Source organism: Mesorhizobium sp. M0189 (assembly GCF_040322135.1).
GTDB lineage: Bacteria > Pseudomonadota > Alphaproteobacteria > Rhizobiales > Rhizobiaceae > Mesorhizobium.
Genome location: NZ_JAMYSW010000005.1, coordinates 415,097 through 439,891 on the forward strand (window position 1 = coordinate 415,097; position 24,795 = coordinate 439,891).

Below are 24,795 nucleotides of genomic sequence, written 5' to 3' on the forward strand. Positions count from 1 at the left end.
GCCACGGCGGTCAATACGATGCTCGCGTTCTAGCGGTCTCACGGCTGCTTCCCGTCGGCTCGTTTCAGCATCGCAAATGCGCGACTGATCCGTTGCAGGGCCGTCGCGTTGGCCAGCACTGCGTACAACGCGAACCCGCCTGCCAGAATCCAGGGCGAAGCCGCGCCCATGGCAGTCGCGACTCCGTCGGCGGCGAGCAGCACGCAAATGAACACCAGACGTTCCATTCGCTCGAAGAAATCCGGCCAACCATGGTTTTCCACAGGGATTTCCAGCGCCGTCCGCGCCTTGGCATAACTGGTGAGAATCCCGCCGGCGAACGCGAACATTGCGATCGCCCACAGATCGGCGACCCAGCCTATTGCCGCAAAGACGGCCAATTCCTGATAACGGTCGACGATAGCGTCGAAATAGCCACCGGCCTTGGTGCTCATATTTGTCCGGCGGGCGACCGCACCGTCCAGCGCGTCGAAGCTGAAGGCAAACGCCAGGCACAAGCCAAAGGCAAGACTTGAATGGTGATACGCGTAGGCGGCCGAAGACAAAGCCACGAGCACGAGCCCGCTGGCCGTAACCTGGTTCGGCGTCATGCCGATCCCGATCAGCGGAGAGGCGGCCTGCTCCCATAGCGGGTCGATGCGACTTTTCATGAGACCGGCGATCATGGCGGCTCCTCTGATGATGTCGTTTGACGGAGCTTTACCAGCAATTTGCGGGTTTGTTCCACCATCGCCACCGTTTCAGTTGGCCAATGCGGGCCGAGACCGGGCTCAGGAACGTTCTCAACTCGCCGCAAAAGCGATCTCGTTTGGCGAATGTGGCCGGCGGATTAAGATGCTCGCCAAGCTGACGGCGAAACAGAACTTCCGGTCGCAGCGACAGCTGCCCGACAGCATTTCACGGTTTGGGCGATGCCTTGTGACCGGTTGTGCAAATCGAGTGGCGGTCTGGCGGCAACACCCGAACGATGTGACTATGATTGCTTGCGACCCGTCGGAAGCCGGCCGAAACTCGATGCATAAATTTCTACCCAAGTTCGCCTACCTGCTCGCGACCTCTGTCGGCGTGGGATTATCTCCAACATGGCCGGGCACGGCCGGCGCAATGGTTGGAGTGGCTGTTGCCGCGGCTCTGATACCCGCATCGCCTTGGCTGACGGTGCTTGCCTATGCGGCCCTGTTCGCCGTCGGCGTATGGGCGTCATCGCATGTTATCTCCCATACCGGGACGGAGGACCCGCAGATCGTCGTCATCGATGAGACCTTCGGCGCCGCCGTGACACTTTCCATGCTGCCACTCGACCCACTCTGGTGGGCAACAGGCTTCCTTGCTTTCCGGTTTTTCGACGTCGTCAAGCCTTGGCCCATCCGTATCATGCATGACAAGGTAAGGGGTGGGGCCGGCATCATGCTGGACGATGCTGCCGCGGCTGTCGTCGCTGGGGCGTTGCTGCTCCTGCTGAACGAGTTGATTGATCATTTGCCGTAACGGCGACATTCGGCCTCCAATGCCAAAGGCCAGCACGATGGTCCATGCGAGTTTAGCGACACAAGGGGAGGACCGAAGCGGTTGGCGCGGCCCTACTCGGTGACAACGAGTAGGAAGAGGCATGACGAGACGGGCAAACGGCTGAACATCGCCGGCATTCCCGGCGACGACATCGGCAAGGAAGTCGTGCCGGAAGACCGGAGGCATCCGCCGCTCACTGATGATGTTCGCACGCCTGCGTGCGGAAACCCAAGCCGTCAAGTATTTCGATCAGCATCTGTACAGGATCAGGCACACTGTGCGTTGACCGCCACGCGACAAACCCGTCCGGCCTGACCAAGGCGGCACCGCCGCTTTCAACCCCGAGCGCGGAAGGCCACCGATGGTCCAAATCAATCAGACCCCCATTGGCAAAGGCGTGGCAGGTCAGCGGCATGCGGAGGCGCTGGCTTACGGCGTCAGCGGCCTGACACCATGCGTCGTCGGCGCAGAGGAGAAGAAGGTCGCGATCGCACAAATCGAGACTCGAAATCCGCTGGCCGGCACGCCCGACCGCGAAATGCGGTAAACGCGTGCCAGGGCGGCCCGACAACTCCGTGGATTTTTGGAATGGGTGATCGTCCCGCGTGGCTTCCTGAGCCACGACACCTGCAGCGTAGCGTTGGCCAAATACCACGTCGTAATCCTCGACCATCGCGACTGGGGGAGGCAATCGCTTCGACGGATCGTCGAACCATTTCTGAAGGCGGGCGAGCGCTTGCGCCAACGTAGCCTCGATGACCGGCCGGCGCTCCATGTCATAGCTATCCAGCAACGAGGGACCGGCATGCCCGCCTGTTACCATCGCAAGCTTCCAGGCAAGGTTATGGGCGTCGTGGATACCTGAATTGCCACCGAAAGCGCCTGTTGGGGGCATCACATGTGCGGCATCCCCCACAAGAAACGCGCGGCCTCGGCGGAATTGGCGCGCTGTCATCGCGGCCACTTCCCAGGAGCGCGCATCGACAAGCCTAGTCGTGATATCCGACCGGCCCGCACCTCGTATGATCAGTTCCCTGCACCTGGCTTCATCAAAATCCTGGGGTTTCTCGCCCTTTTCGGGAAAGTACTGGAGCGCCAGAAGCCATCGTCCACCCTCCCTGGGCGTGAAGGTCCCGTTGAGGTCCGTCACGAAGCACGACGTGAAACGCTTGCCGCCGATCGTCGGAGGCATGTCCGTGTCAAAGACGACATTTATCCAGTGCTGAAGGCCGCCTGCCCCGCTGCGGCTGATCTCCAGCCTCTCTCGCATCGAGCCGTTCGCACCGTCCGCGACGATCAGATAGTCGGCCGAGATGGCGTCCTTTGCGCCGGTCGCGATATCGCGAATTTCCGCGCGGACGACATTCTCATCGTGTTCGAAAGCCACCAGTTCCGTGCTGAAACGTATGTCTGCACCGTTCCGCTCGGCGTAGCGGCGCAGAATCGGTTCCAGGACGTGCTGATCACACGTCGCCGGTTGCGTGGGGCTGAGGGCACTTGCATCCGGCCACGCCGGTCCGCCCCATTGAATCTCGGGATCGGTGAGATTCCTGGCGCGCGCAATAGCGCCTGCCTGCTGGTCCCCCGTACGATTTGCACGAATCTCCTCCTCGAGGCCGAGGCTTCGAAAGATCTCCATGCTGCGCGGGGAAATGCCGGCAAATTTGTACTGGATTGACGTGTCGGGATGGCGCTCGACGAGGACGCACGGAATGTCGTTGTGAGCCAAAAGGGCGGCCGCCGTCAGACCGTTCAGGCCGCCCCCGACGACGAGAACCGTGGTGTTGGTCATCTCGGATCTCCTCTCATTGCTTTGATCACCAAACATTTTGATTGATCAAATCATATGATTGGTCCAAATATGTGTCAAGACACGAAGGAGCGTGGAATGGGACCGGGCCAAGATCGCTTGCAGCACGCCACCGAGGCCTGGCGCCTGATGTTTGATTTCCTGATGCGGTCCGCGCCGGACCGGTTGGCGATCCAGCAGAAATTGGGTCTGACGCCCAACGACTCGCGCGCCCTCTTCACCCTCGACAAAGATGCGGGCAAGCCGATCGGCGCATTGGCCGCTCAATGGCACTGCGACCCTTCGACGGCGACCTGGCTGGTCGACCGGTTGGAGCAGGCGGGGCTCGCCGAACGGGTTCCGTCGCCAAGCGATCGCCGTGTCAAACGTGTCAAGCTTACGGCCAAGGGTGTTGCAACCATTGAGGAATTGACAAGGGAATATCACAAACCCCCTGCGGAGATGCTTGCGCTTACACGCGCGGACCTGGATCAGCTGATCGGCCTGGTCAGAAAGTTACAGGCTGGCAAGTCCGTGGGTTGATTACATCCCGCGCGGCGTTGCTGCTGCTAAAAGAAGATCATTTGGACGTCCCAATGGCTATCAGTCTGGTTGTGCCTCGATCTTAAGCATCACACCTCTTCCAGTCTGCGCACGCGAGCTTTGACCCCATTGCCAATGGCATCTGCGACTTGCGAAGGGAAACCCTTTGGGAGCGATGCACAAACCAGTTCGATTGCCGCTAGCGCCCGTTGGCGCAGCTCGTCAAAGATCGCTGTGACGGGTTTTGGACCAATTCCTGCCTTGGCGGCGGTCTGGATGAAATGGCGCGGCATGACGCTATCGATAAGGTAGTGGCGTGCGTCGCCTATAGCCATCGCCAACTTCATTTTGTTGCGCCTGATCTGTCCCGCATCAAGGCTGGTCTGCGCTGAGATCACATCATATAACGGCGTCATGCGGAACCGGCCGCCGGGAGAAAGAAAGACGCTAAAATTCTTGGCATGTCCATCTGTGGCGCCGAGCAGCCAAAAGGCGACCACGGCCTTCAGAACCGCAGCTTGATCTAGCTCCGGTTGGTCGCTTCCCTTCATCAGACCAAGGATAGCCGGAACCCCAGGCCCGCCATCGGATTCGTATTTCAGCGACGGAGGCACAGACAGAGCCTGGCAGCAGTCTTCCTGGGGCAAGCGCAGGAGACGGTTGTCACTCGTCCATCGGCGATCGAAACGTTCGACTACGAGCACGCGATTGCCTTCGAATTCCTCGATTGCGGCGACGGCGCACGGGAGTCCCAGGGCGGCTGTCATCTTGAGGCAGAAAAATTCGTTTTCAACACTGAAGGAAAGGTCGATGCCATTTGGCAAGCGTCCAATCTGTGGCTTGAGGATGTGCGTTGTAGCAGTCGTCGCCAGCGGCTTGTACCAACGTCCTTTCCAGAACAAGAGCGCAGTCTCTTCCTGAGCGCCAGCGATCGAGATCCGGAAATCTTCATCCTCGCCCAGCCCGAGGGGGGCCGATGCCAGATCGCGGACGAGACGAGCAATTTCGATATCGTCAACGGGTTTGCCGTCGACAATACCGGCGGGGCCCGGCTCGACATCATCCGGCAGGAATTGCAGTGCGCCGACACAATCCCGTCCGACAGCGGCAAGCAAGTCGTAGGCGTCTATCCCTCGGGCATGAACACGCTCAGCCATACGGCGGCGAATCGGGATGCTGTCGGGCAGGAGATTGTCGAACACGGCAATGACGGGTGCACCGATATAGCGATCTTCACGTAGGGGCAGAGATAGCGAGACTGGTAGCGCATGCTCCCAGGCAAGCCAGGACGGATCATACTGAAAATCGATCGCGCCGCTGGATTGTCTATTCAGCCGCCCGACGAGACGGCTGTTCAAGAAGACGTTGAGCGGGAGGTGCCGCCGCGGACGAGCCATCAAAAGACGTCCTCGATCTCGGTCGACTTTGCTCTGGTCCGAGAGCGGACAACCAATTCAAGGTCGAGCGCTGCGAGAATGTCGCAAAGCGTTCCGAGCTGTGTCCCGGGCGCTCCATTCTCGACGGCCGAGATGGTCGCTTGGCGTAGCATCGTGTGCTCCCCGACAGTGGCCTGGTTCAGGCCGAGCTTGCGGCGCCGCCGGCGGATGGCATCTCCGAGTTGCTTAGGCGTTCGGGCGATTTGGTCCACAGCGTACCTCTCCAGCTATGAGATATACGCTCAGAAGATAGATTTCAATATGCGCTAGAGCGAATAAATTGGAAGATGCGCTTCACCGTATAACCCGCCTCCCTCCCGCGTGGCCCTCACAGCCATGCCTCGATTTTCAGCTAGGCTGCTGGCCGCCGGCCAAGCAATGCGAGAATCCATGCGGGAAGTCCTCCGAACGCCTCTCCATTACGCGCAATGCTCGAGGCAAAATTAGGCCTATTGGGTCGGCAGTGGATCGATTGTTCACACAGATCGTGCGGCACTCACCCAATCGAGGCGTGCGGCAGGTACAAGGCCGTAATTGTAGAAATTGATGCCATCGACGCCCGCCGCCAGCGCCGGTTTCACTTTGGCGGCGAGAATGTCCGGGCCTGCCATTTCCGGATGGAACAGCCGGTAACCGGTCCCAAGGAATTTCTCTGCTCCGAGCGTGGCACGGCCAGTGGCCATCAGATCTGCGACATCGCTGGCCTGCATATCGTAGGCGCACAGGATCGCGCCGTCGCAAGCCTGGCCGAGAGCCGCCAGATCGCAGCCGCCCAACCAGCCGTCCTTCAGGTCAATGATGAGGACACGTGTGCCCGGATCGGCAACGTCGCGCAGCTCGGCAACCAAGCTGGTCACCGGCTCGAACCGCCACAGCAGAAAGTCGTATAATTCTGGCCAGGGCTGGAAGGTATCGAAGCTACCGTTCGGAAAGTCCGGAAAACGCGGTGCCGGAACGGCACGATCACAGGTCTCGACGATCCACCCTCTGACCAGTTTGCGCGCCGCCTCGCCGTCAATGCCGGCACAAGCGGCGCGGGCGAGGCAGGACGGGCAAAAGCACAGCGACAGAAGGAAGTCATCTTCCGCGGTCAGCCCGACACCGTCTTTCTCGTGATGATATTCGTGGGCGAAGCTCATGAATGACGGGCTTTCGAGCTCGATTCTGTCCGGCTTGTAGGTGTGCGTAACGTCGGCGACCAGCGCGCGAACATAGGCGCGCGCATCCGGATGCGAGGGACAAAGGTTGTAATAATTGGGATCGCCGAAGGCATTTCGGGTAACCACCTGCGGATAAAGCATGCCGGCGCGGGTGTTGTGCAGGCACACCGTCCAGCACGAAACACCGAGCCCATTGGCGTCTCGTCTGCGGACGAGCTCGCCAAGCACGTCGCCTCCCTGCGAGATCACGTCCGCCACCTTGGGCTGAATTGCGAGGTCGGCCCATCGCGCGGCGGTTGGCTTGAAGTAGATCGTGCCGTCCTCCGGGAAATAGGCTTTGCGGCGCGGGCTGCGCGGCTGAAGGAAGCGTCCCGCATGATACGAGGCAGCAAGGCTGATCATGTTGAGTCCCGCGCGTTCGACCAGATCGCGTTCGACCATCTCGAAACCGAGATCCTGGACATCCCAGGGGTAGGTCCACATGGAAAGCTGCATAAGATATCCTCAGTTCTCCAGAGTGGCGCAGCAGCTAGACGCCGTGCGTTTTCCCTTTAGGTTTCTACGGGTTCGGCGACTTGCATGAGGCAGTCTCCTGCCTCGCACATTGTATGCAGCCGCCGCGAAAGCACGATGCCGTTTTCGGCAAAATGCAAGGCTTCCTCGGCAAGATCGAGCCTTTCGAGATCGTGATACCAGCCAGCCAATTGTCCGGCGTTCACGCTGTCGCCAACCCTCACGGCGGGTTCAAACCAGCCGCGGCGGGCGGCGTAGAGGCCTTGGCTATGCCGCGAAAGCGAAAGCAGTCGCGTCGGCATCGAATGCATTGACTCCGCGCCAACAACTGGCCCGTCGACCAGGCCTAGTGCAATCAGCAGATTGTCGATCGCGCGAGCGGTGATCGCCATCGTGTCGACCGTGGCGGTGCCGCCGCCCCCGAACTCACCGCTGACGCCGATGGCGCCGGCACGGCGCGCTGCACCCATGGAGGTCGGCGAGGCCTGGCCATTGTCGGCCACGAACCCATAGGGCATGCAGAGCGCCCGCATCAGCTCCACCCCGCGCCTGTGGCGCTCGGGATCGGCATTGCGCTCGACGAGTGCAGTCGGCAGATGTTCCATCGAAGTGCCCCCCGAATGGATGTCGAAGACGATGTCGTGTCGGGGGAACAGGTCTGTCTCGAGAAAGTTGGCGAGCCGGCTTGTCGGCGTGCCCGACGGATCTCCGGGAAAGGCGCGATTGAGATTGCCGCCATCGAGCGGCGAGCAGCGTTTGGCGGCCATCACCGCCGGCACATTGGCCATCGGCAGGATGGTGACGCGGCCCCTGACTCGCGCTGGATCGAGCCGGCGGACCAGCTTTGCCAAGCACAGCTCGCCTTCATATTCATCGCCGTGATTACCGGCCATAAGAAGCAGCGACGGACCCTCACCATTGCGCATGAGGCAGATCGGGACCTTGATTTGGAAATATGGCGAACGGTCTATCGAGAACGGGATGCTCAGATGGCTGAGCGTCTTGCCGTCCCGATCGAAATCGAGCGAATGGCTGATGCCGGTGTGCATGGCGGCGGTTCACACAGCCGCGACGGCGGTGACCTCAATGCGGAGGTCAGGATCAGCGAGACGCGCCTCGACGCAGGCACGCGCCGGCAGACGGGCGGAATCCACCCAGGCATCGTAGATACTGTTCATTGCGTCGAAATCGCCAATCTGCGGCAGGAAGATGTTGACCGCCACGAGCTTCGACTTGCTGCTGCCGGCCTCGACCAGGAGCGCCTCGATCTTGGAGAGTACCTCGCTCGTCTGACCCTCGATGCCGGCCTTGCGATCGTCTGCGACCTGGCCCGCTATGTGCACGAGGCCGCCATAGACGACCGCCTGCGACATGCGGGAGCCGGATTGGAAGTACTTGATCATATCGGATCCTTTCGTTCTTTTTTTGGAAAGCGCGACGATGGTCAGCCGAAATAGGTGGGAAAGGCGTGGCTGACATACCCGGCCGCGTCGACGCCAAAGATCACGCGATAGCGATCAAGGCAGGTGCAGGGATGGGAGATGCCGAATTCAACGGTGTCGCCGACGGCAATGTCGTCGCCCGACGCAATTGTCAGGAAGGCGTGCTGGTCGTTGAGCTTGAAGACCTCGGCACGCGCTATCGGCAGCTGCTTGCCGGCACGAAAGATGGTCAGGACCATTGGAAAGCCCTGGTCGAACGACACGTCGCGCATGCCCATGCCGCAGATCGCAAGGCCGGGCTCCGGCCGCGACAGTACCTCGGCCCATAGGCGCAAAGCCGGACGGAACGAATTTCGTGCGGACGCATTGAAGCCGCCGACTGCAAAACCCTCGCGGGCGTCGAGTGTGCCGAGCGAGCGGTCGTAGACGCCATGGTCGTGGAAGAAGATGGCGCCGCTGCGCAGCACCAGCGTCGCGCTGCTGTCCCTAGAAACGAGAGGCGAAAGCGCTGCGACCACTTTGTCGAAGTAGACCGAGCCGCCTGCCGTGACAATCAGCGGGGTGTCGCCGCCGACGCGGGCGCGGAGCCGCAGGAACATGTCGGCTGTCATTGTCAGCAGGGCGGATATCGCCTCATCGGTGCGGTCAGGATCGGGCTGCGCCGCGGCACCTTCATAGGTTGCGACGCCGGCGATCAGCAGCCGGCCGCCGGCTGCTACAATCGCGTCGGCAATCGCCTCGGCTTCGCCGGTGGTCCGGGCGCCTGCCCTGCCCGCACCAAGTTCGACGAGCACGCGCAATGGCGGCAGCCTCGCATTGGCCCGCCAGGCTTCGGCAAGCGCATTCACGGCGGCGATCGAGTCGGCGAAAACGTAGAACTCAGCGCTTGGCCAGGCGCTGACAAGAACCGCAAGCCGGTTCGCACCACCTGGTCCGCCGACCTCATTGGCGATGATCAGCCGACAGAGTCCGGCTCTGAGCATCACCGTGGCCTGCCTTATGTCGGCGACGGTCGTGCCCCATGCTCCGGCCTCGATCAGGGACCGGGCAAGATCAGGCGCCATCGGGGTCTTGGCATGCGGGGCGATCACGGCGCCCTGCTCTCGCGCATAGCGCAGGAACAGGTCACGATTGGCGATGAAGGCCCCCTCGTCGACGGTCAACACCGGCAACGACATACGCCCATCCGCTGGATGCCAGCGCTCAGATGCGACAAGGCTGCTGTCCAAGCCGAGGGTGCCAGGCGGCACGCCGCGGATACGGTCATCGAGCAGGAAATTTTCTCGGGTCGCCAGCAACAGTACGGGTGAGCTTTCGGTCATCCGATGCTAGTCCTTCCTTTACAGGATGAAGTCCGGATCGATTTCCGATTCCGGCCACACCATGAGAGAGATGCGTGCCAACACCTTACCGCGGACCGATCATCGATGCCCACCATCACCTTTGGGATCTCGGCCTCAGCCGGCACCCCTGGCTGGCCACAACGGCTGGCGAACGCGGCGGTCTGGGGGAGCTTGGCCGCTTGCGGCGAAACTACCTTCCTGAAGATTATTTGCGCGACGCCGGCCGGCACAATGTCGTCGCAACCGTCCATGTCGAAGCCGGCTGGACCGGGGATGAATGCGTCGGCGAAACGCGGTGGCTTGAAACGCTCGACAAGTCGCGCGGCGTGGCCGCCCGTTATGTTGTTCACATACCGCTGGCGAGCCGCCAAGCGCCGGCGCTGGTCGAGGCGCAGGCGGCATTCGACCGTGTCGTCGGTGTGCGCGACATACTGAGCTGGGATCCGGATCCTGCCCGCCGTTTTGCTGCCCGTGACGGCATCATGGACGATCAGGCCTGGCGTGCCGGCCTGTCCCTGCTTGGGCGCCACCGGCTGGTTTTCGACCTGATGGTGTTTCCGCGCCAGCTCCCCGGTGCGGCGCGCCTCGCAGCGGCCTTTCCGGACCAACTCTTTGTTCTCAACCACTGCGGCAGCCCGATCGATCGCGATGCAGACGGCATGCGGGTGTGGCGCGAAGGGCTGCGGCTTTTGTCGGAGTGCGACAACGCTGCCATCAAGATATCGGATCTGGTCGCCTACGATCATGATTGGACACTCGACAGCCTGAAGCCGGTTGTCATGCATTGCATCGACTGTTTCGGTACGCAGCGAGCGATGTTCGGCAGTGACTTCCCAGTCGCCGGCCTGCATGCGTCATTCGATGCAGTATATGACAGCTTCAAAGCCATTGCAGGAGAGCTTTCCGCGGACGAGCAAACGGCGCTGTTCTTCGGCAACGCAAGGCGTATCTACCGGCTGCACGATATTTCATCGGCGGGCCTGCTCCCTGCCTGAGAGAAGCAGCAGCCCCAGAATCAGCGACCCGAACAGGATACTGCGCCAGCCGGGCGATGCGTTGACGACGGTGATCAGCGCCGTGATCGTGACCAGCAGGATCGCGCCGGGGATAGTACCGGCATAGGTGCCGAGCCCGCCCAGTATCGAGGTGCCGCCGAGCACCACGGCGGCAATCGACGCGAGGAGATAGGGATCTCCTATCCCGACATAGCCTTGGCCGTTCATGCCGAGGACCAACACACCGGCAAGTCCCGAACAGAAGCCGCTGATGCCGTAGACGGCGAGCGTGGTCGAGGCGACGGAAACTCCGGACAGCGCCGCGGCAAGCGGATTGGCGCCCATCGCGAAAATCCGGGCGCCGAGGGATGTCGCATGCATCGTGGTCAGAACGATCACGGAAATGACCACCCACAAAAGCACGCCTGCCGGAATACCGGCTGGCCGCGCATTGCCGAGCCAGCTGACCAGCGGGTTCTCGGCGGTCACGGCGCTGCCGCCGGCGATGATGATCAGGAGGCCCTGCAGGAATGTCGCCATCGCCAGTGTCATGATCATTGGATGAACGCGCAACAGCGCCACGCCCAGCCCGTTTACGAGACCTATCGCGGTCGTCAACGCAAGTACTGCAAGAACGGCTGTGAGCCCGGTCGGATCCGCCTGCAATGAGAGCAGCGGGAGGCTGACGGCACTGACCGTGACGATCGCCGCGACGGAAAGGTCAATGCCGCCGGCAATCACCACGAAGGTCTGGCCCGCCGCGACCAGGCCGATCACCGCGCCCAACTCGACCAAATAGCGCAAATGACCATAAGCGCCGAAGCCACGTGAAGCGAAGCTCGCCGCGATCCACACCGCGGCAACGATAGCGACCGTGAGGAAGGGCCGGCTGCGCAGGATCGTCAACGCCCGCCCGCCGCGCGCGCTCTCTTTCCGTGCTGTCATTGCTGCACCTTGCGGAATTGCGGGATGGCGACCGCCCCGATGATGATGAGGCCTTGGGCGACATACTGAGCAACTGGCGTGAAGCCGAGGAAGAACATGACACTGATCATCAGGCTGAGCAGCAGGCTGCCGGCAAGCGCGCCGCGCATCGTGCCCTGGCCGCCGAGGAAGCCGATTCCGCCGAGCACCGCGGCGGCAATGGAATTCAGCGTGAAGGCTGTGCCTATGACCGGGTCGCCCGAACCCGTTTGCGCGGCGACGAACAGGCCGGCGCCTGTGCAAAGCAGACCGCTGATCGCATAGGCCGCGATCCGCGCGCCGTCGACCGGCACGCCGGAGCGATAGGCGCCGACCGGATTCTCACCGGCGGCATAGAGGCTCAACCCAAGCGGGGTGGCGAGATAGAGTTTCCACAAAAGCACGACGAGCACCAGCAACACGAATGCCGCCGGCGTGTTGCCGGCAAGCAGGTCCGACAGCCACTCCGGAATGGCGCCGCCCGGCCTCGGCAGGATGAGCAACGCAGCACCGCCGATGATGAAGGAGCCGGCGAGCGTCACCACGATGGCCGGCAACCGAAGTTTCACGACGATGAACCCCGTCGCGGCACCGATGCCGATACCGGTCAGCGCCACCACGGCGGTGCCGCCGGCTACGCCCAGCGGCCCGATCATCGTCGTCGCGGCGATTACCGCGCCGAGACTGACCATTGCGCCGATTGCCAAGCTGATGCCGCCGGTGAGCATGAGGATCGCCTGGGCCATCGCGACCAGCGCCAGCGGAAACCAGCTCTGGGTGAATTTGGCGAAGCCGGACGCCGTCAAGAGGCCGGGGAACAACACGCCGTAGGCAACGAGGAACGCCAGAACCACGGCAAACAGGCTGCGCACGCCAACATTTCGGCGCAGCTGAACTCGCCAGTAGAGGGCGCCGGCTTGGCTTGAGGATACAACCGTGCTCATGCCGCAACTTTCTGCTGTTCGGCGCCCATTGCGGCGGAGACGATGACTTCCTCGCTCAGTGCCTCGCGCTCGAGCATGGCCTTGATGCGACCTTCTCGGACCACGGCGACGCGGTCGCAAAGGTGCACCAGTTCGGGTGTGTCGGAACTGAGCAGGACGATCGCCTTGCCGGCGGCAGCGAGATTGCGAAGCATCATGTAGATCTCACGCTTGGTCTCGACATCGACGCCGCGCGTCGGATCGTTGAGGAGAAGCACAAGCGGATCGTGTGGCATCCATTTCGCCAGCGCGACTTTCTGCTGGTTGCCACCTGAGAGTGCCTGCGCCGGGCGATCGAGGTCGCCCTTGATGGCAAGCTGGGCGGCGAGTCCCCTCGCCAAATCGCGCTCGGCACGCCGGCTGCGCAGCTTCAACGCCGGCAGCCTTGCGAAGGCTGGTAGCATCATGTTGGTGATGATGGGATGGATCAAGTGCAGGCCTTCGCGCTTGCGGTCGGCCGGGACATAGGCGAGGCCGAGCGCATTGGCTTTCGGCACGCCGCCCGGCAGACCCGAAGCAGCGTTTACGGTCGCGGATGCCGACCTAGCCGGGATCGCGCCGTAGAGGCCAAGCAGCAGATCTTCCTGCCCCTGCCCGACCAGGCCGCCGATCCCAAGCACCTCGCCTGTCCTGATGTCGAGATCGACGTCGCGCATCAGGCCGGCCGAAAAATTACGAACCGAGATGGCGTTGGCTGGCGATGGCGAAGGCTGCCATCGTGGAAAGAGATCGCCGGGGTCGCGGCCGACCATCAGCCGCACCAGCCCGGCGGCATCAGTTTCTTCCAGCGAGCGGTCCGCCGTGCAGGCGCCGTCCTTCAGTACGGTGACATGCTGGCACAGTGTCATCACTTCGTTCAGCCGGTGTGAGATGTAGAGAATGGCGATGCCCTCGGCCCGAAGCCTTTCCAGCAAGTCCGTGAGGGTTTTTGTCTCGGTTGCCGATAGCGATGAGGTGGGTTCGTCGAGAATGAGCACGCGCGGCCGCCGGTAGAGCGCCTTGGCGATCTCCACCATCTGACGCCGGCCGAGTGACAGATGCCCCACCGGCGTAGACAGCGGTTCGCGAAGGCCGACAAGATCACATGCGGCCCTGGCCCGTGCGGCAAGTTCCGTGTAATCGACCAAGCCGAATCTCTTGGGATAGGCGCCGAGCCCGATATTTTCGGCGATCGAGAGGCTGGCCGTCAGGCTGAGTTCCTGTTGGACAACGGCGATCCCGGCATGCCGCGCATGAGCGGGGCTCATGCGCGATACCGGGCGTCCATCAACCTCGATCGCCCCGCCGTCCGGGCGCAGGGCGCCGGACAAAAGGTTGATCAGCGTCGACTTCCCCGCGCCGTTCTCGCCGAGCAGCGCATGCACGCGGCCCGGCTGCAGAGCGATGGAAACGTTGCGCAGGACGGGGTTGCCGAAGAAGGACTTCGACACCCCCCGCGCGGCGAGAAGCGTAGCCGTGGTTGTCAATGTTGCAACCCTTCAGGCTTATTTCTGGGCCAGCAGCTTCTTGAACAGATCCTCATCGAACGGCGAATAGATGTAACCGTCAGCCGGGAAATCCTTAGCCCGGGCGAGATATTCGTCGACGTTGGAATTGTCGATCACCGGCAGCGGGATCTTGACGAAAGCCGGCACATCCTTGCCGTCCAGCGCCTGTACGGCGGTGTAGGTGGCGAAAGCGCCGAGCCAGTTCGGCTGCATCGTCGCCCAGCTCTTCAAGCCCTTTTCCTTCCACAGTTCGAGGAACTGGCGCGCATTCTCGCCGGTGATCGGCACCTGGTCGCGACCCTGCTTGTCGAGCGCGAGCACGGCACCCGCCGACAGAGCGCCGCCGAGCGACAGGATGCCGTCGATTTCGGGATTGGCGAAAAGCAGACTGGTGACCGCTTCCTGGGCGGGCGCGACATTGTAGGGCGTGTTCGTTTCGGCAAGCACTTTCACATCGGGATGAGCCTTAAGCTCGGCATCGGCGCCTTTGCGCCGGTCGTCACTGACCGAAACGCCGGCTGGGCCATTGAGGATCAGAATTTTGCCCTTGCCTCCGATGGCGTCGATCAGGAACTTGGCCGCCTGATCGCCCCACTGTGAGGAATCGGTGTTGACCTTGGCGGTCACCTGGTCGGTGTCGACGAGGCTGTCGAAATTGATGATCGCGATGCCTTTGGCGCAGGCGTCCGCCAGCACGCGCGCCGGCGCGGTCGACGAGCCAGCGATCAGGATGATGGCATCGACATCGGAATCGATCATCGACTGGATCTGCTGAATCTGGACGTTGGCGTCGCCTTGGGCGTCGGTCACGACGAGCTTGTCGACCAAGCCTTGCTTCTTCAAAGTTTCGACTTCGGCTTCGATCGTGCCCTGTGTCTGCTTCATCCAGGTCGGAACTGAATAGATGTTGGCCCAGCCGATCGTATACGGCGCCTTGCGGTCGCCCTTGATGCATTTAGCGGCGGCGTTGGCCTGCGAACCGGCGCCAACGCTGAGGAGAAGACCGAGGCAAAGGGCGCTGGCGGATGCGAAAAACGATGATTTGGTCATGATTGTTCCCTTCTGAGGTTATGCCTGGACGTGCGGGGTCGAGACGAGAAAACCCGCCGGTTGCCGCATCTCGGAAACCGCCCTTTTTCTCGTCAGGACTCTCTGCGCCTGGCTCTTTATTGTCCGATATTCCAGACAAGAGGCCTGTATATCGGACAGATGGGATGCTAGACTGAGCCTTGACATCTTTCAAGCGTCTTGAGACGAGGGCCGAAATGATTTTGCGCGGGGTGCGGCCCACATGAGCGATGGCGTCACTGGTTTGATCGAAAGGGAAGTCCGCGCCGAGCCGCGCAATGGCGAACGGCGCCGCGGGATTGACCGCGTCATCACGCTGCTTGAAGCGCTTCTGCGGCAGCGCGCGCCGATGCGCGTCGGCGATATCGCCAAGATGATCGGCGCGCCGCGTTCGACCACTTATGAGATCGTCAACAGCCTGCTGGAAGCCGAAATGCTCGAGAACGTCGGGACGGAAGGCTATGTCTATTTCGGAAAGGCGATGCATCTGTTCGGCTGGGCCTACTCACATCATAATGCCCATTATCGACGCATCATCGAAACCCTGGACAGACTAGGCGCGGAGACGGGCGAGACCGTCCAACTGTGTGGCCTGCGCGGGAACAAATACGTCGTCCTTGATTGCCGGGACTCGCCCGGCCCGTTCCGGATTTCAAGCGATGTCGGAGTCGAGGTGCCGATCCCGTGGACGGCGTCCGGAAGGCTGCTGCTCGGCCATATGAGCGCGCAGGAAATACAGGACTTCATTCCGCCTGGCGACTACAAGCTTCCCGACGGCCGCGTCATTGCGCCAGCCGAGTTCTTCGGCGATGTGGCTCTGGCGCGCCAGCAAGGTTTCAGCGAGACCGCCGCTCTGGCTGACCGCTTCACCTGGTGCATGGCCGCGCCCATCCGCGATGGCGACGGGGCCATCAACAAGACGCTTTGTTTCGTGTTGCCCGTCGACACGCCGGAAGCCAGGCGCAGCGAATTGCTTGCCCTGCTATGCGAGCGCGCCCGTGGATTGTCGCTGGCGGGAAGCTAGTAAAAATCGGCGCGCGAAGGTTCGGGATAGGCTCCGCTCGTTCAGCCGCAGCAGCGAGGCCGGAACCGGTATTCCGGTGGGTATGGCAAAGGCGGCAGCGCGCTCCCGCGACCACCTTTGCCCACAGTCCGCAGCGTGCCAGCACCGCAGAGTGCACGCGATGATACCGGTGCCTGGGACACCTCGTCCGGCCCGGCCACAACGCACTTACCGTCTTCATTGAGCGTCGTTGATTGCTTAGACAACGGGACGTTCCAATTCCGCCGGATCATCCATCGGCGGGAGCGGCGGCAATGGAAAGCAAAGCTCGCCTATTACCTGAACGCCCACGCCAAGCACACTTATCTGTTCGAGGTCGGACGTGCTGGATGTAGAGCCGGTTGGCGCCTGCATCAGGAAGGGACCCAGAAACGAGACGGCGTTTTGCATCGTCGTGCGGGCTTCGGCGGTCCACGAGCCGCTGAATTCCACGTTACGAACCAGAAGCAGGCCCTGAGGCAGGCAATGCGCATAGGTCTCGTCGGTCGAAGCCTTGATCATGTCGCCGCGCTTCATTCCCGGTACGTACCAATCCTCCTCGTCGACGAGGTCGGGATGCCACCATCTCGTGCCGGCGATCCGCCGGGTGATGGTGAGCATGCAATACTCGAAATGCACATGCAGTTCACTGTCCGAGGTAGTTACCTCCGTTACGACCGGGTTTTTAATGAGATCGTGAAGCTGGATTGTGGCCAATCGGTTCACGAGCGAGGTGTCCAACTGCATTTGCGTGCTGGAAGCATTTGGCTGCTCTCTGGGCGGCGAGACGTGATCTGCCTCGGCTGTGAAGTGTCGCCGGGCAGCGCGAATTCGACTGAATGTTGGCAGGGTAGCGGCCAGCGCCCGGGCGTGGAGCGGCGAAGCGGTGAGGCCACCCAGATGGTTCGCGCTGAACTGGCTCAGATTGACCGCGGTGCTTGCTGCATCCTGGATACCGAGAAACTCGACTGGCTGGGTAGCGTAGTCCGTGAGATGTGGCTGCATGCGCAGCTTTCTGACCGCTTCAACCCTTGGCACAACAGCTAATTCGGCGGCAAATGCCTTGCGCCGTTCGACCGCCTCGGAAACTGCGGTGAGGTTCGACACCACCTCTTTTGTCAACACTCGCATCTTCCATAAGTGGGGATTTGCCTTAATGGCGCCGGGTGTCTCGGTCGTGGTTGCGGTAGTGCGGGATATCCTTTGATCGAAGACATGCCAGGCCGTGCAGCTGGGCTCGGCGAAATCTGTCGGCTCGCAGCTGAATGGCAGCGCATCGGGATTGTCCCCGATATCTTTTCGTGCCTCGGCAACCATCGCGGCGATGCGCGCATAGGAAGGAGCATCAACCGGAACCCCCGGTTGCGCCCATGGGATCATCGCCAAATAGGCAGACTTGGCGGTAAGACTGCCGACAGACGAGGCGGAAACGGAGGAGGCATCGGACCGTTTCAGCCATAGCGGGTAGTCGTACTGGTCTTCCAGCCACTCCGACAGCCGCAGCGGATTGGTCACGCCATTTTGCACGATGCCATCGGCTAGCGCCTGCCCCGGATGAATGGCAAGCGCCAACGACGGGTCATTGTTGGGGTTGTAGGTCGCGATTAACGTGTCCACCACTTGCTGGCCAAGGATCGCGAGCTGATCGCTGTTCGTGCTCACAGGGACACCTCAGCCTTGCGGAGCAGCGGGCGCGTCAGCCGGTATCGCAGGCGCTCCGGCATTGGCGGCTGTCGCAGGGTTGGCCACGACTTCGGCGCTGAGTGCAGGGTCGTCCTTGCGCGGTGCGGCCGGCTGTATCTGGCCTACCCAGCCGACGATCTGCGAACCGAAAAGTTCAAGCGTTCCACCGTGTTCATTGCTGCTGAAGGAAAAACCCTGAGATGCATCGTGCTGGTTGCTGAATGCGCCGCTGCTGTCCGAATTGGAATGTTGGACCGATCCGCCGATACCGCACCAACCAACCTTGCCGCCATAGGAGGTGGAGCTGCTTTCCGTGTGTCCGCTAGCGCTGTCGACGGCGCTCTGGAATGCGCTGCCCATGCTGCCCCAGGAATTAGCGGTAATCTTCACGTTTCGAACAATCAGAAAACCCTTCGGGATCATCGGGAGCAGCTTGGGCACGTCGCCGATCTGACCTTCGATGGTCCCGTCGCTGATCGCATTCTTCTTCTGACCGGCGAGATACCAGCCGTCCATGTGGAAAAGGTCGCCAAGCAGCCATGGCCGTTCGATGCTGGCCATGAACCACTCGAATGTGACAGTTGCCGAAGAACTGCTGTCCTGATGCGACTGCCAGGAGGACTGGTCGGCATTCCAACCGTCGTTGTGGCTGGTCTCGCTGTGCGATGCATTGGCTGAGGCGCCGAAACCCAGAACGCTGTAGCCGACGCTGCCCGATGTTGATGACGACTCGTTGTTGTAGAAACTGTGTCCGAAGCTGTGTTGGCCGCCGCCACCGCTCGCCTGGTACTGTTTCGATGTGGCGGTGATTTTCATCACCCCGAAGTCATGGTTGGTGTGATCCCACCAGGAGACCGGATCGATATACGACCACGGCACCTTGATTGCCACGGCGCCACCGAGACCAACGCTATACTCGTCGTACATCTTGCGGGCCTTGGCAATCAGGGCGGCCGCGGCGCTGCCGCCGACGGACTGAAGGGTTGCAATCGCGTCGTCGATCTGTTGCCCGCCCATATCCTTGAAGTCGTTATAGGCTTGGTCGACGGCGTTCTGGTATCTGGCGCTGGTGACCGGCCATGCCTGTCCCTGGATAGGATCGGACATGGCTTGGGAGTAAGCGAGCGCGAACTCGCTGCGTGCATCTGCCAGCACCTTCTGGTTGTGTCTGTAGGCGGTGTGGCGCGGCGTATAGCCGGTAAAATTGCCGTCGGCATCCATCAGATACAATGTCTTCTGGGCATCGGCGATGCGTTTCTTGATATCGGTCGAGGGCTCAGGGATCGGTTCCGCCTGCATGCCGGCCAGGGCTGTGAAATACTCGATACTGACGGTTCGCTGGGGCCACGACACCGCAACCCCCTTGTTGGTGACCATCAACATGTCGTCAACCCGTTGAGCCGTGTTGAAGGCGCTGCTGATCGCCAATTGCAGCCTGGGATCTGGTGCCGGCATTGCCGCCAGCTGACCGGCCGGCGTCGCGGGCGTTCCGGCAGAAGGGGGAGCGGGTGGTGCTGAGAAAGCGCCCGTGGTGGAAACCGCGCCGTAGGCGCTGCCGCCGGCGGGCGTCCAGGGATTGGCATACATCTTCGGGTCGATCGGCTGGCCGACTGGAAGGTGCATGTAGACTGCCGAGCCAGACGGCGTGCCGTCGGGATTCACAAGCTGGGCCGCAACGGCGGTGTGTATCTGGTTCAGCGCGTCAAGCAGTGCTTGCGTGATGCCGCCGGTGACCTGAAGATCGTTACCAGGCATGAGAACTCTCCTTGTTTGTTGCGGCGTTGGACCATGGATCGTCACGCGGACGGGGAAAGACCAACGTCAGATTGCGGATGTGCAAGGCCCGCGCTCCGTCGATCCGGGAGCCCTGGCCCAAGAGCAAGTTACGTCTCGTTCAGACATCGGCCGAGCAGACAATCACCAGGTCAGGAATGCCCTTGCCGGGCCCAGCCGCCTCCTTGGCTGCCGAGCATCTCCCAGCCGAAGTCTGCGGCTGTGCCTTCCGGGCACGCGTCACTAGGGCGATGGCTTCCCGCGGACCTGTGCCTGTGACAAAACCCGTGAGTGTCTGAGCCGGCTAGGCATCGACAAGGTAATCGTGATACAGCGAGTGGATACTCCGGCCATTGTCGCGGGCCTGCAGAATTCTCTCCCATAGTCCGAGATGAACCTCGCCGGGAGCGCCTTGGTGGACCACTCCGTTGAGGAACCGGATATGCCGGCGAATGTTGTCGTCGAAAGAGAGGCCTGCCGTGCGAATGTCATCATCGCCAAGCCCCTCGTCGAAGCTTCCGCCTTGCAGCTCGTCCCTGACATGACCGGACACCGCTGACAGGAAGACTTCGAAGCTGACGCCTTCCGGCAGCCCGCCTGCGGTCTGCTGGACGTTGTAGAAGTCTCTGCTGATGTAGTCGTCCTGATTGTTCTCGTCGAGAACGTGGTTCATAATCTGCCAGGTCCGGTCGCCAGCTTCGTCGGCCGAACCCTCGAAAAGATTTAATATCCGGTATGCTCTATCCTGCCATGTAGACATGTTTTGATCCTCATCGGGCTGCTTGCATGCGCGGTTTCGCGAGCGGGGTAGCCCCTCGAGGGGCCGGACGAAGCGGTTGTTTGTTTTCGACGGATTGAGTTTCTCTGACCGCAGCTTACGGATGGCTTACAGATCGAAATTTTTTGGATTCATTCGCTCTGGAAGAAACCACACGCAAGTGGATTGCATCGAAAGCCCGGTTCCGCCGGTCTATCACCCGCTCGCAGCGCGAGTAGTCTTGAACGCCGCTGGGGACACGCAGGTACGCTGCCCAAGCGCAGAGTCTATCGCTCCGGTCTCTCAGTGTTTCCGATCCCGGATTGCTGGTTAGACAAAACCGCCCCGCACACGATCGACCTGGGATTGCCCGTGAAGTTATCGGGCCGTGCAAAGAAGAGGTTCGGAGCACGCTGGCAAGACGCAGCTCACGGATGGCTTACGGGTTTGGGCGTTCAAGATCTCAGATACGGACGCACCAGCGTGCGGATCACGTGTGAGGATTTGTATTCCCCGTTCGCTCCAACCGCCCTTTCGTAGCGCGAGAAGTCGTCTACAGCTGCGGCAGGATCACTGCTGGACAGACGTTCCCTGATGAGGGCTTGGTACACTCTTTCCGAATCTGGGTAGTACTCGAGTGCTCTCAGATAGGCTTCTCGCGCCCGGAAACCTTCTCCGGCATTCTCCCAATGTCTTCCGACGTTGATCGCCAGGTCGATATAGCCGTCCCGAACCTTGTCGGCCACCGGTATCGCCCAAGACGGAAGAGAACCCGGTGACAGTGGCGGGCCGGGGAATCTCGCCAGAAGCTGTTCCTTTTCGGGGGCTGTCGTATCCCCTTTCCTGGAAAGACCGCGGTTGAGACGGGCTTCCCAATCAGCAAGGTCGACCCACACCTTATCCGGGGGCAGACTGATCCGCCCCTCCCTCTGGACGATGAAGTCGCCCTTGCCGAGCGTCTTGCGCAGGCGGTGAAGGGCTTGCTCGCACGCCGGTTTGGCTTGATCCCCGTCGAGATCGGGCCAAAGCCAGTCATGAATGCTTTCGAGGGGACAGGTCTGGTCGCGCGCCAGGGCGAGAACCCGCAGGATATCGAGGGCACGCGTCGGCGATTTCGATCCGAGATCGAATTGAGTTCCGTCGAGCTCGATCCTGAAGCCGCCCAGTACAAAGATCTTCAGTGGCCATGGCCATTTAGCAGGCCGTCTCATTGGCGGGACGAGACGCCGCGTCTGAATGACCGAATGGCAGAGATCCGCTTCAATTCCGCGGTCAAGTGCATCCGCCAGCAGTTCGGCGAGGAGATCGGGCAGGTTGAGTAGGATTGCAGACGGGTTGACGGCCCTCAGGGCTGCCATGAACTCCGTCAGTTTCTCTTCATAAGCGGCTCCGCCCCTCCATTTCTCTTCAAAAGCGGCAGCGGCAAGAATGCAAATCTTCACCCGTTCCCGCGGGCCGCCGTCCAGCCGATCGACGACATCTGCCAACAGCGAGGCGGCCTCAGCCGGTCTTCTGTCGGCGAGAAGAACCTGGAATTTGGTGACATAATGCGGCCAGCGCTCGACCATCGGCTCGTTCGCCTCTTCGATCGCGGTCATGAACGTGTCGCAATCCCTGTAGGCTTCGACGAAGCTGCCTTGCCGCGCATGCATGGCGGCTCGGCAATCTGCGACTACGGCCACCTGAGTTGTGAAGCGGCTGTCCGCGATTTCGCCGAGCCTTGTCACGAGATCTGCGAAGCCGGCGAAATCATTGCGCAGCTTGAGCAGCAGCTGGAGATGGTAGAGACCGCTGAACTCGACGCTTTTCAGGGCTTCCCTCTCGCCCATCTCGATTGCCTTGCGAAGGGCGTCTTCGGCCGAGGCATATGGAAACCCGCGCCTCGAGAATGAAAAATACCTGCCGCTGGCGGCGCCGAAAGAGACCAACCACATGCCAAGCACCCAAGGCGTCACCTTCGGGTCGTTCAATTCGGAAGCGACGCTGTCGACCGCCTGTTCGAAGATGTCCTGCCGCCCTGACCAGACCGCATGATCAACAAGGGCTTCACTGGCAAGCAATCTCAGGTCAACCGGAACTTCACCAGTCGGATTCGACAGCTGTTGCAGGAGCTCGTCGGCGATCTTCACTCCTGCCTGTGCGGTCTCTTCGTCGGCCTCGCCGTAGTCAACCGCGCGCAACATGCCGACACCAACCAGCATCCGCTCTCTCGGGACAAGATCGGGTTGCCTCCCGCGAAGGATGGCGGCTGCCCTTCGCGTCCACCCGTCCAGGCCCCCGTGCGTCCGCCAGCTGCTTGTCTTTACGAGCACGGCGCGGATTACGGTCAGCCACTGCCCCCGCAAATCGCCGTCCTTCTCGAACGCCTCCCAAGCCCGTGAGAACCATCGCTCGGCTGCGGCGTCGTCAGGAACGTGAGCGGCCCCGATCCAGTGGAGAAGCCAGCCTTCCAGTTCTTCAGCAGGAAATCTGGTGCCCCATTCGATCAAGGTAGCCCTGCGGCCTTGGGACAGCATCGCCTCGGCGTGCTCGATGACCAACTCGCGGGCAAGCGGCCAGGCTTCTGCTTGGAGAGCCATCGATACGGCAGCGTCGACCAATCCTGCGTCGCGCAGGACCCGAGCTGCCCTTTCGCGCAAACTTGCCTGCTCTTCCGGCGGCAGCCGCGCTTCGAAGAGCCTGGACAGGTAGTCGCGCAGGAGGTCGTGGAACTGGAATCCTCCGCCTCTGAGGCCTGTTCGGGTGACCAACAGCTGCATTTGAAAGAGCCGCTCCAGCACCGGGCCGCCGACTCTGGGTCCGAGCAAGGCGTCGGCAAGACCGGAATTGATTTCGGGAAGCAGATTAAGCTTCAACAGGGTGTTCTGGTCGTCGCCTGGAACGTTCTGCAGGAACAGTCTGCCGACCACCTCCTGGAAATTTCCCTGCCCCAGAGGCATGGCGCTCATCAACTGTGGGGTACTTGATTTCTGGTTGGCGATCATGACCAGGCCGACCGCCCACCCCTTGGCGGCGGCGACCTCGATCCCCTTCTCATGGCCTGGTTCCCTGAGACCGACGAGGCAGCGTGCTTCGTCCTCCGAGAATTCCAGTGCCGTCTGGCCGATGACCGGCAGCTTGCCTGCGAGCGCGAGTTCGGCCACGCCCCCACCAGGCAGTGTACGCGATATGCAGATGCACCGGACCGTGTTGGGCAATTCCCGCAGCAGGACAGCCAGAATTTCGCGGAATTCTGGTGTATCGGCACGGTGAATATCGTCGAGGACGATGACCGTGTCCGGCACCATCTGCGCCAAGTAAGCGCGGAAGAACAGACGCGCGAATGCAGCAGCATCCTCCGCATATTCGGTTCCGAAAACAGGAAGGCTGAGTTCCCGCGCCCCAGGCGACATCGCCAGATAGTAGAACAGCCGGGCGATATCCTGGTCCTCGTCATCGACGCGATACCAGACATGCGGAGCCCGCTTTTCCTGGAGGTAATCGATGACTGCGGTGGTCTTCCCGTATCCGCCAGGGGCAGCAATCCAGCACATGCCGGATTCCAGGCACCTGTCGACCAGTGCAGCAATGCGCGGCCGCCGCGAGATTCCCGCGGGTCTTGGCATTGAAAGTTTTGCTATCGTGCCGCCGTGCACCGCCGCATCCAGATCCACCAGGCTGCACTCTTATAGCAGATGATGGGCCGGGTGCGCGTCATTTCAGCATGTAAGCCAAACGTAAGCGCGGCTCGGTCACTGTCGGCATCGTTCCAACTCATGGAGGAAACCATGCCGACCGCAACCGTTCAAACCATCTATTGTGTCCAGCCCGCCACCGGAACCGACTTCGCGGCCAACCAGGCGCTAGTCGACGCCATCATGGGCCTGACGCCGCAATTCATCCAGAACGACTTCGCCGGCAGCCTGCTGCACGGGATCAAGTCACTGCCAAGCGTTCTTGGAGCGATCGACGCCATACGGGCCGATCCGGACAACCTGTTCATCACCACCGGGACTGAAGGCAATGTCGATGACGCTGTCTGGCCCTCTCCCGGAGCCACCAGGGAAGTCAATGCGGACCAGTCGTTCGAACCTGGCCTCGTGCTGCCGTTCGAGTATAGCCAGAATCTCTCTCTTTGGGATGAAGACGGCCCTCTTAATGGCAACGATCCACTCGGCTCCGTCACCATGGACAAGGAAGAACAAGGCATGGGTCCAATCGCCAAGATCGCCCGCTCAGCGATTGAGGGTTCGGCCTACTACGTCATTTACCGGATTGACTGACCGCGCGACAGGCATCGGGTGATGTCCACGGTCGCCGACAACACCTC

Annotated in this window: 21 protein-coding genes; 5 read left to right on the forward strand and 16 right to left on the reverse strand. The window is 61.5% G+C overall.

Annotated elements, in window-relative coordinates; genetic code table 11:
• Positions 1-38 precede the first annotated feature (38 nt).
• Positions 39-665, reverse strand: coding sequence for a CDP-alcohol phosphatidyltransferase family protein (locus tag NKJ09_RS13030; protein WP_051409644.1), 627 nt, complete (start codon positions 663-665; stop codon positions 39-41).
• Here NKJ09_RS13030 and NKJ09_RS13035 point away from each other — a divergent pair.
• Positions 664-1,488 carry a phosphatidylglycerophosphatase A family protein gene (locus NKJ09_RS13035; protein WP_352494806.1) on the forward strand — a complete coding sequence of 275 codons (825 nt, stop codon included), beginning with the start codon at positions 664-666 and terminating at the stop codon, positions 1,486-1,488. The genes NKJ09_RS13030 and NKJ09_RS13035 overlap by 2 nt on opposite strands.
• 214 nt (positions 1,489-1,702) lie before the next feature.
• Here NKJ09_RS13035 and NKJ09_RS13040 read toward each other — a convergent pair whose 3' ends face one another.
• On the reverse strand, positions 1,703-3,301 hold the full coding sequence (locus tag NKJ09_RS13040; RefSeq protein WP_352494805.1) for an FAD-dependent monooxygenase: 1,599 nt from the start codon (positions 3,299-3,301) through the stop codon (positions 1,703-1,705).
• A gap of 96 nt (positions 3,302-3,397) precedes the next feature.
• On the opposite strand from NKJ09_RS13040, the gene NKJ09_RS13045 reads away from it, so the two are divergent.
• Complete coding sequence (locus NKJ09_RS13045; RefSeq protein WP_031193803.1) at positions 3,398-3,841, forward strand: MarR family winged helix-turn-helix transcriptional regulator; 444 nt, start codon at positions 3,398-3,400, stop codon at positions 3,839-3,841.
• An 89-nt stretch (positions 3,842-3,930) separates the two neighbouring features.
• Here the strand turns inward: NKJ09_RS13045 and NKJ09_RS13050 are convergent, their stop codons facing one another.
• The 6 genes from NKJ09_RS13050 to NKJ09_RS13075 all read right to left on the reverse strand — a co-directional run bounded on the left by NKJ09_RS13050 (position 3,931) and on the right by NKJ09_RS13075 (position 9,714).
• Positions 3,931-5,238 carry a type II toxin-antitoxin system HipA family toxin gene (locus NKJ09_RS13050; protein WP_352762842.1) on the reverse strand — a complete coding sequence of 436 codons (1,308 nt, stop codon included), beginning with the start codon at positions 5,236-5,238 and terminating at the stop codon, positions 3,931-3,933.
• Positions 5,238-5,489, reverse strand: a complete 252-nt coding sequence (locus tag NKJ09_RS13055; RefSeq protein WP_023718464.1) for a helix-turn-helix domain-containing protein — start codon at positions 5,487-5,489, stop codon at positions 5,238-5,240. The genes NKJ09_RS13050 and NKJ09_RS13055 overlap by 1 nt, the downstream gene beginning before the upstream one ends.
• 264 nt (positions 5,490-5,753) lie before the next feature.
• Complete coding sequence (locus NKJ09_RS13060; protein WP_023718465.1) at positions 5,754-6,932, reverse strand: hypothetical protein; 1,179 nt, start codon at positions 6,930-6,932, stop codon at positions 5,754-5,756.
• A gap of 56 nt (positions 6,933-6,988) precedes the next feature.
• Positions 6,989-7,999, reverse strand: a complete 1,011-nt coding sequence (locus tag NKJ09_RS13065; protein WP_023718466.1) for a succinylglutamate desuccinylase/aspartoacylase family protein — start codon at positions 7,997-7,999, stop codon at positions 6,989-6,991.
• Positions 8,000-8,008: 9 nt separating this feature from the next.
• The gene (locus NKJ09_RS13070) at positions 8,009-8,353 is read right to left on the reverse strand and encodes a RidA family protein (RefSeq protein ID WP_023718467.1); all 345 of its coding nucleotides are present in this window, start codon (positions 8,351-8,353) and stop codon (positions 8,009-8,011) included.
• Positions 8,354-8,394: 41 nt separating this feature from the next.
• The gene (locus NKJ09_RS13075) at positions 8,395-9,714 is read right to left on the reverse strand and encodes an alanine racemase (RefSeq protein ID WP_352494804.1); all 1,320 of its coding nucleotides are present in this window, start codon (positions 9,712-9,714) and stop codon (positions 8,395-8,397) included.
• 74 nt (positions 9,715-9,788) lie between these two features.
• Here NKJ09_RS13075 and NKJ09_RS13080 point away from each other — a divergent pair, with 74 nt between their 5' ends.
• A complete protein-coding gene (locus NKJ09_RS13080; RefSeq protein WP_023718469.1) occupies positions 9,789-10,730 on the forward strand; it encodes an amidohydrolase family protein in 942 nt (313 codons plus the stop codon).
• Here NKJ09_RS13080 and NKJ09_RS13085 read toward each other — a convergent pair.
• From NKJ09_RS13085 to NKJ09_RS13100, 4 genes are read right to left on the reverse strand one after another with little or no spacing between them, the layout of a single operon-like run.
• A complete protein-coding gene (locus NKJ09_RS13085; RefSeq protein ID WP_156948048.1) occupies positions 10,704-11,675 on the reverse strand; it encodes an ABC transporter permease in 972 nt (323 codons plus the stop codon). The two genes, NKJ09_RS13080 and NKJ09_RS13085, sit on opposite strands and share 27 nt — an antisense overlap.
• The gene (locus NKJ09_RS13090) at positions 11,672-12,637 is read right to left on the reverse strand and encodes an ABC transporter permease (protein WP_023718471.1); all 966 of its coding nucleotides are present in this window, start codon (positions 12,635-12,637) and stop codon (positions 11,672-11,674) included. The genes NKJ09_RS13085 and NKJ09_RS13090 overlap by 4 nt, the downstream gene beginning before the upstream one ends.
• On the reverse strand, positions 12,634-14,142 hold the full coding sequence (locus NKJ09_RS13095) for a sugar ABC transporter ATP-binding protein (protein ID WP_023718472.1): 1,509 nt from the start codon (positions 14,140-14,142) through the stop codon (positions 12,634-12,636). Before NKJ09_RS13095 ends, NKJ09_RS13090 begins: the two co-directional genes overlap by 4 nt.
• A gap of 18 nt (positions 14,143-14,160) precedes the next feature.
• Entirely contained in the window at positions 14,161-15,213 is a 1,053-nt protein-coding gene (locus tag NKJ09_RS13100; RefSeq protein WP_031193806.1) for a substrate-binding domain-containing protein, read from the reverse strand.
• Positions 15,214-15,454: 241 nt separating this feature from the next.
• Here NKJ09_RS13100 and NKJ09_RS13105 point away from each other — a divergent pair, with 241 nt between their 5' ends.
• Positions 15,455-16,255 (forward strand): IclR family transcriptional regulator, encoded by an 801-nt coding sequence (locus NKJ09_RS13105; RefSeq protein ID WP_352483665.1) that lies wholly within the window; start codon positions 15,455-15,457, stop codon positions 16,253-16,255.
• Positions 16,256-16,492: 237 nt separating this feature from the next.
• On the opposite strand, the gene NKJ09_RS13110 is transcribed toward NKJ09_RS13105, so the two are convergent.
• From NKJ09_RS13110 to NKJ09_RS13125, 4 genes are all read right to left on the reverse strand, one after another.
• The gene (locus NKJ09_RS13110) at positions 16,493-17,935 is read right to left on the reverse strand and encodes a hypothetical protein (protein WP_023718476.1); all 1,443 of its coding nucleotides are present in this window, start codon (positions 17,933-17,935) and stop codon (positions 16,493-16,495) included.
• Between the two features lie 9 nt (positions 17,936-17,944).
• Entirely contained in the window at positions 17,945-19,756 is a 1,812-nt protein-coding gene (locus tag NKJ09_RS13115) for a hypothetical protein (RefSeq protein ID WP_156948049.1), read from the reverse strand.
• 277 nt (positions 19,757-20,033) lie between these two features.
• A complete protein-coding gene (locus NKJ09_RS13120; protein ID WP_156948050.1) occupies positions 20,034-20,402 on the reverse strand; it encodes a hypothetical protein in 369 nt (122 codons plus the stop codon).
• 539 nt (positions 20,403-20,941) lie between these two features.
• Positions 20,942-24,139, reverse strand: coding sequence for an AfsR/SARP family transcriptional regulator (locus tag NKJ09_RS13125; RefSeq protein WP_023718479.1), 3,198 nt, complete (start codon positions 24,137-24,139; stop codon positions 20,942-20,944).
• 114 nt (positions 24,140-24,253) lie between these two features.
• Here NKJ09_RS13125 and NKJ09_RS13130 point away from each other — a divergent pair, with 114 nt between their 5' ends.
• A complete protein-coding gene (locus NKJ09_RS13130) occupies positions 24,254-24,748 on the forward strand; it encodes a hypothetical protein (RefSeq protein ID WP_352483666.1) in 495 nt (164 codons plus the stop codon).
• Positions 24,749-24,795 lie beyond the last annotated feature (47 nt).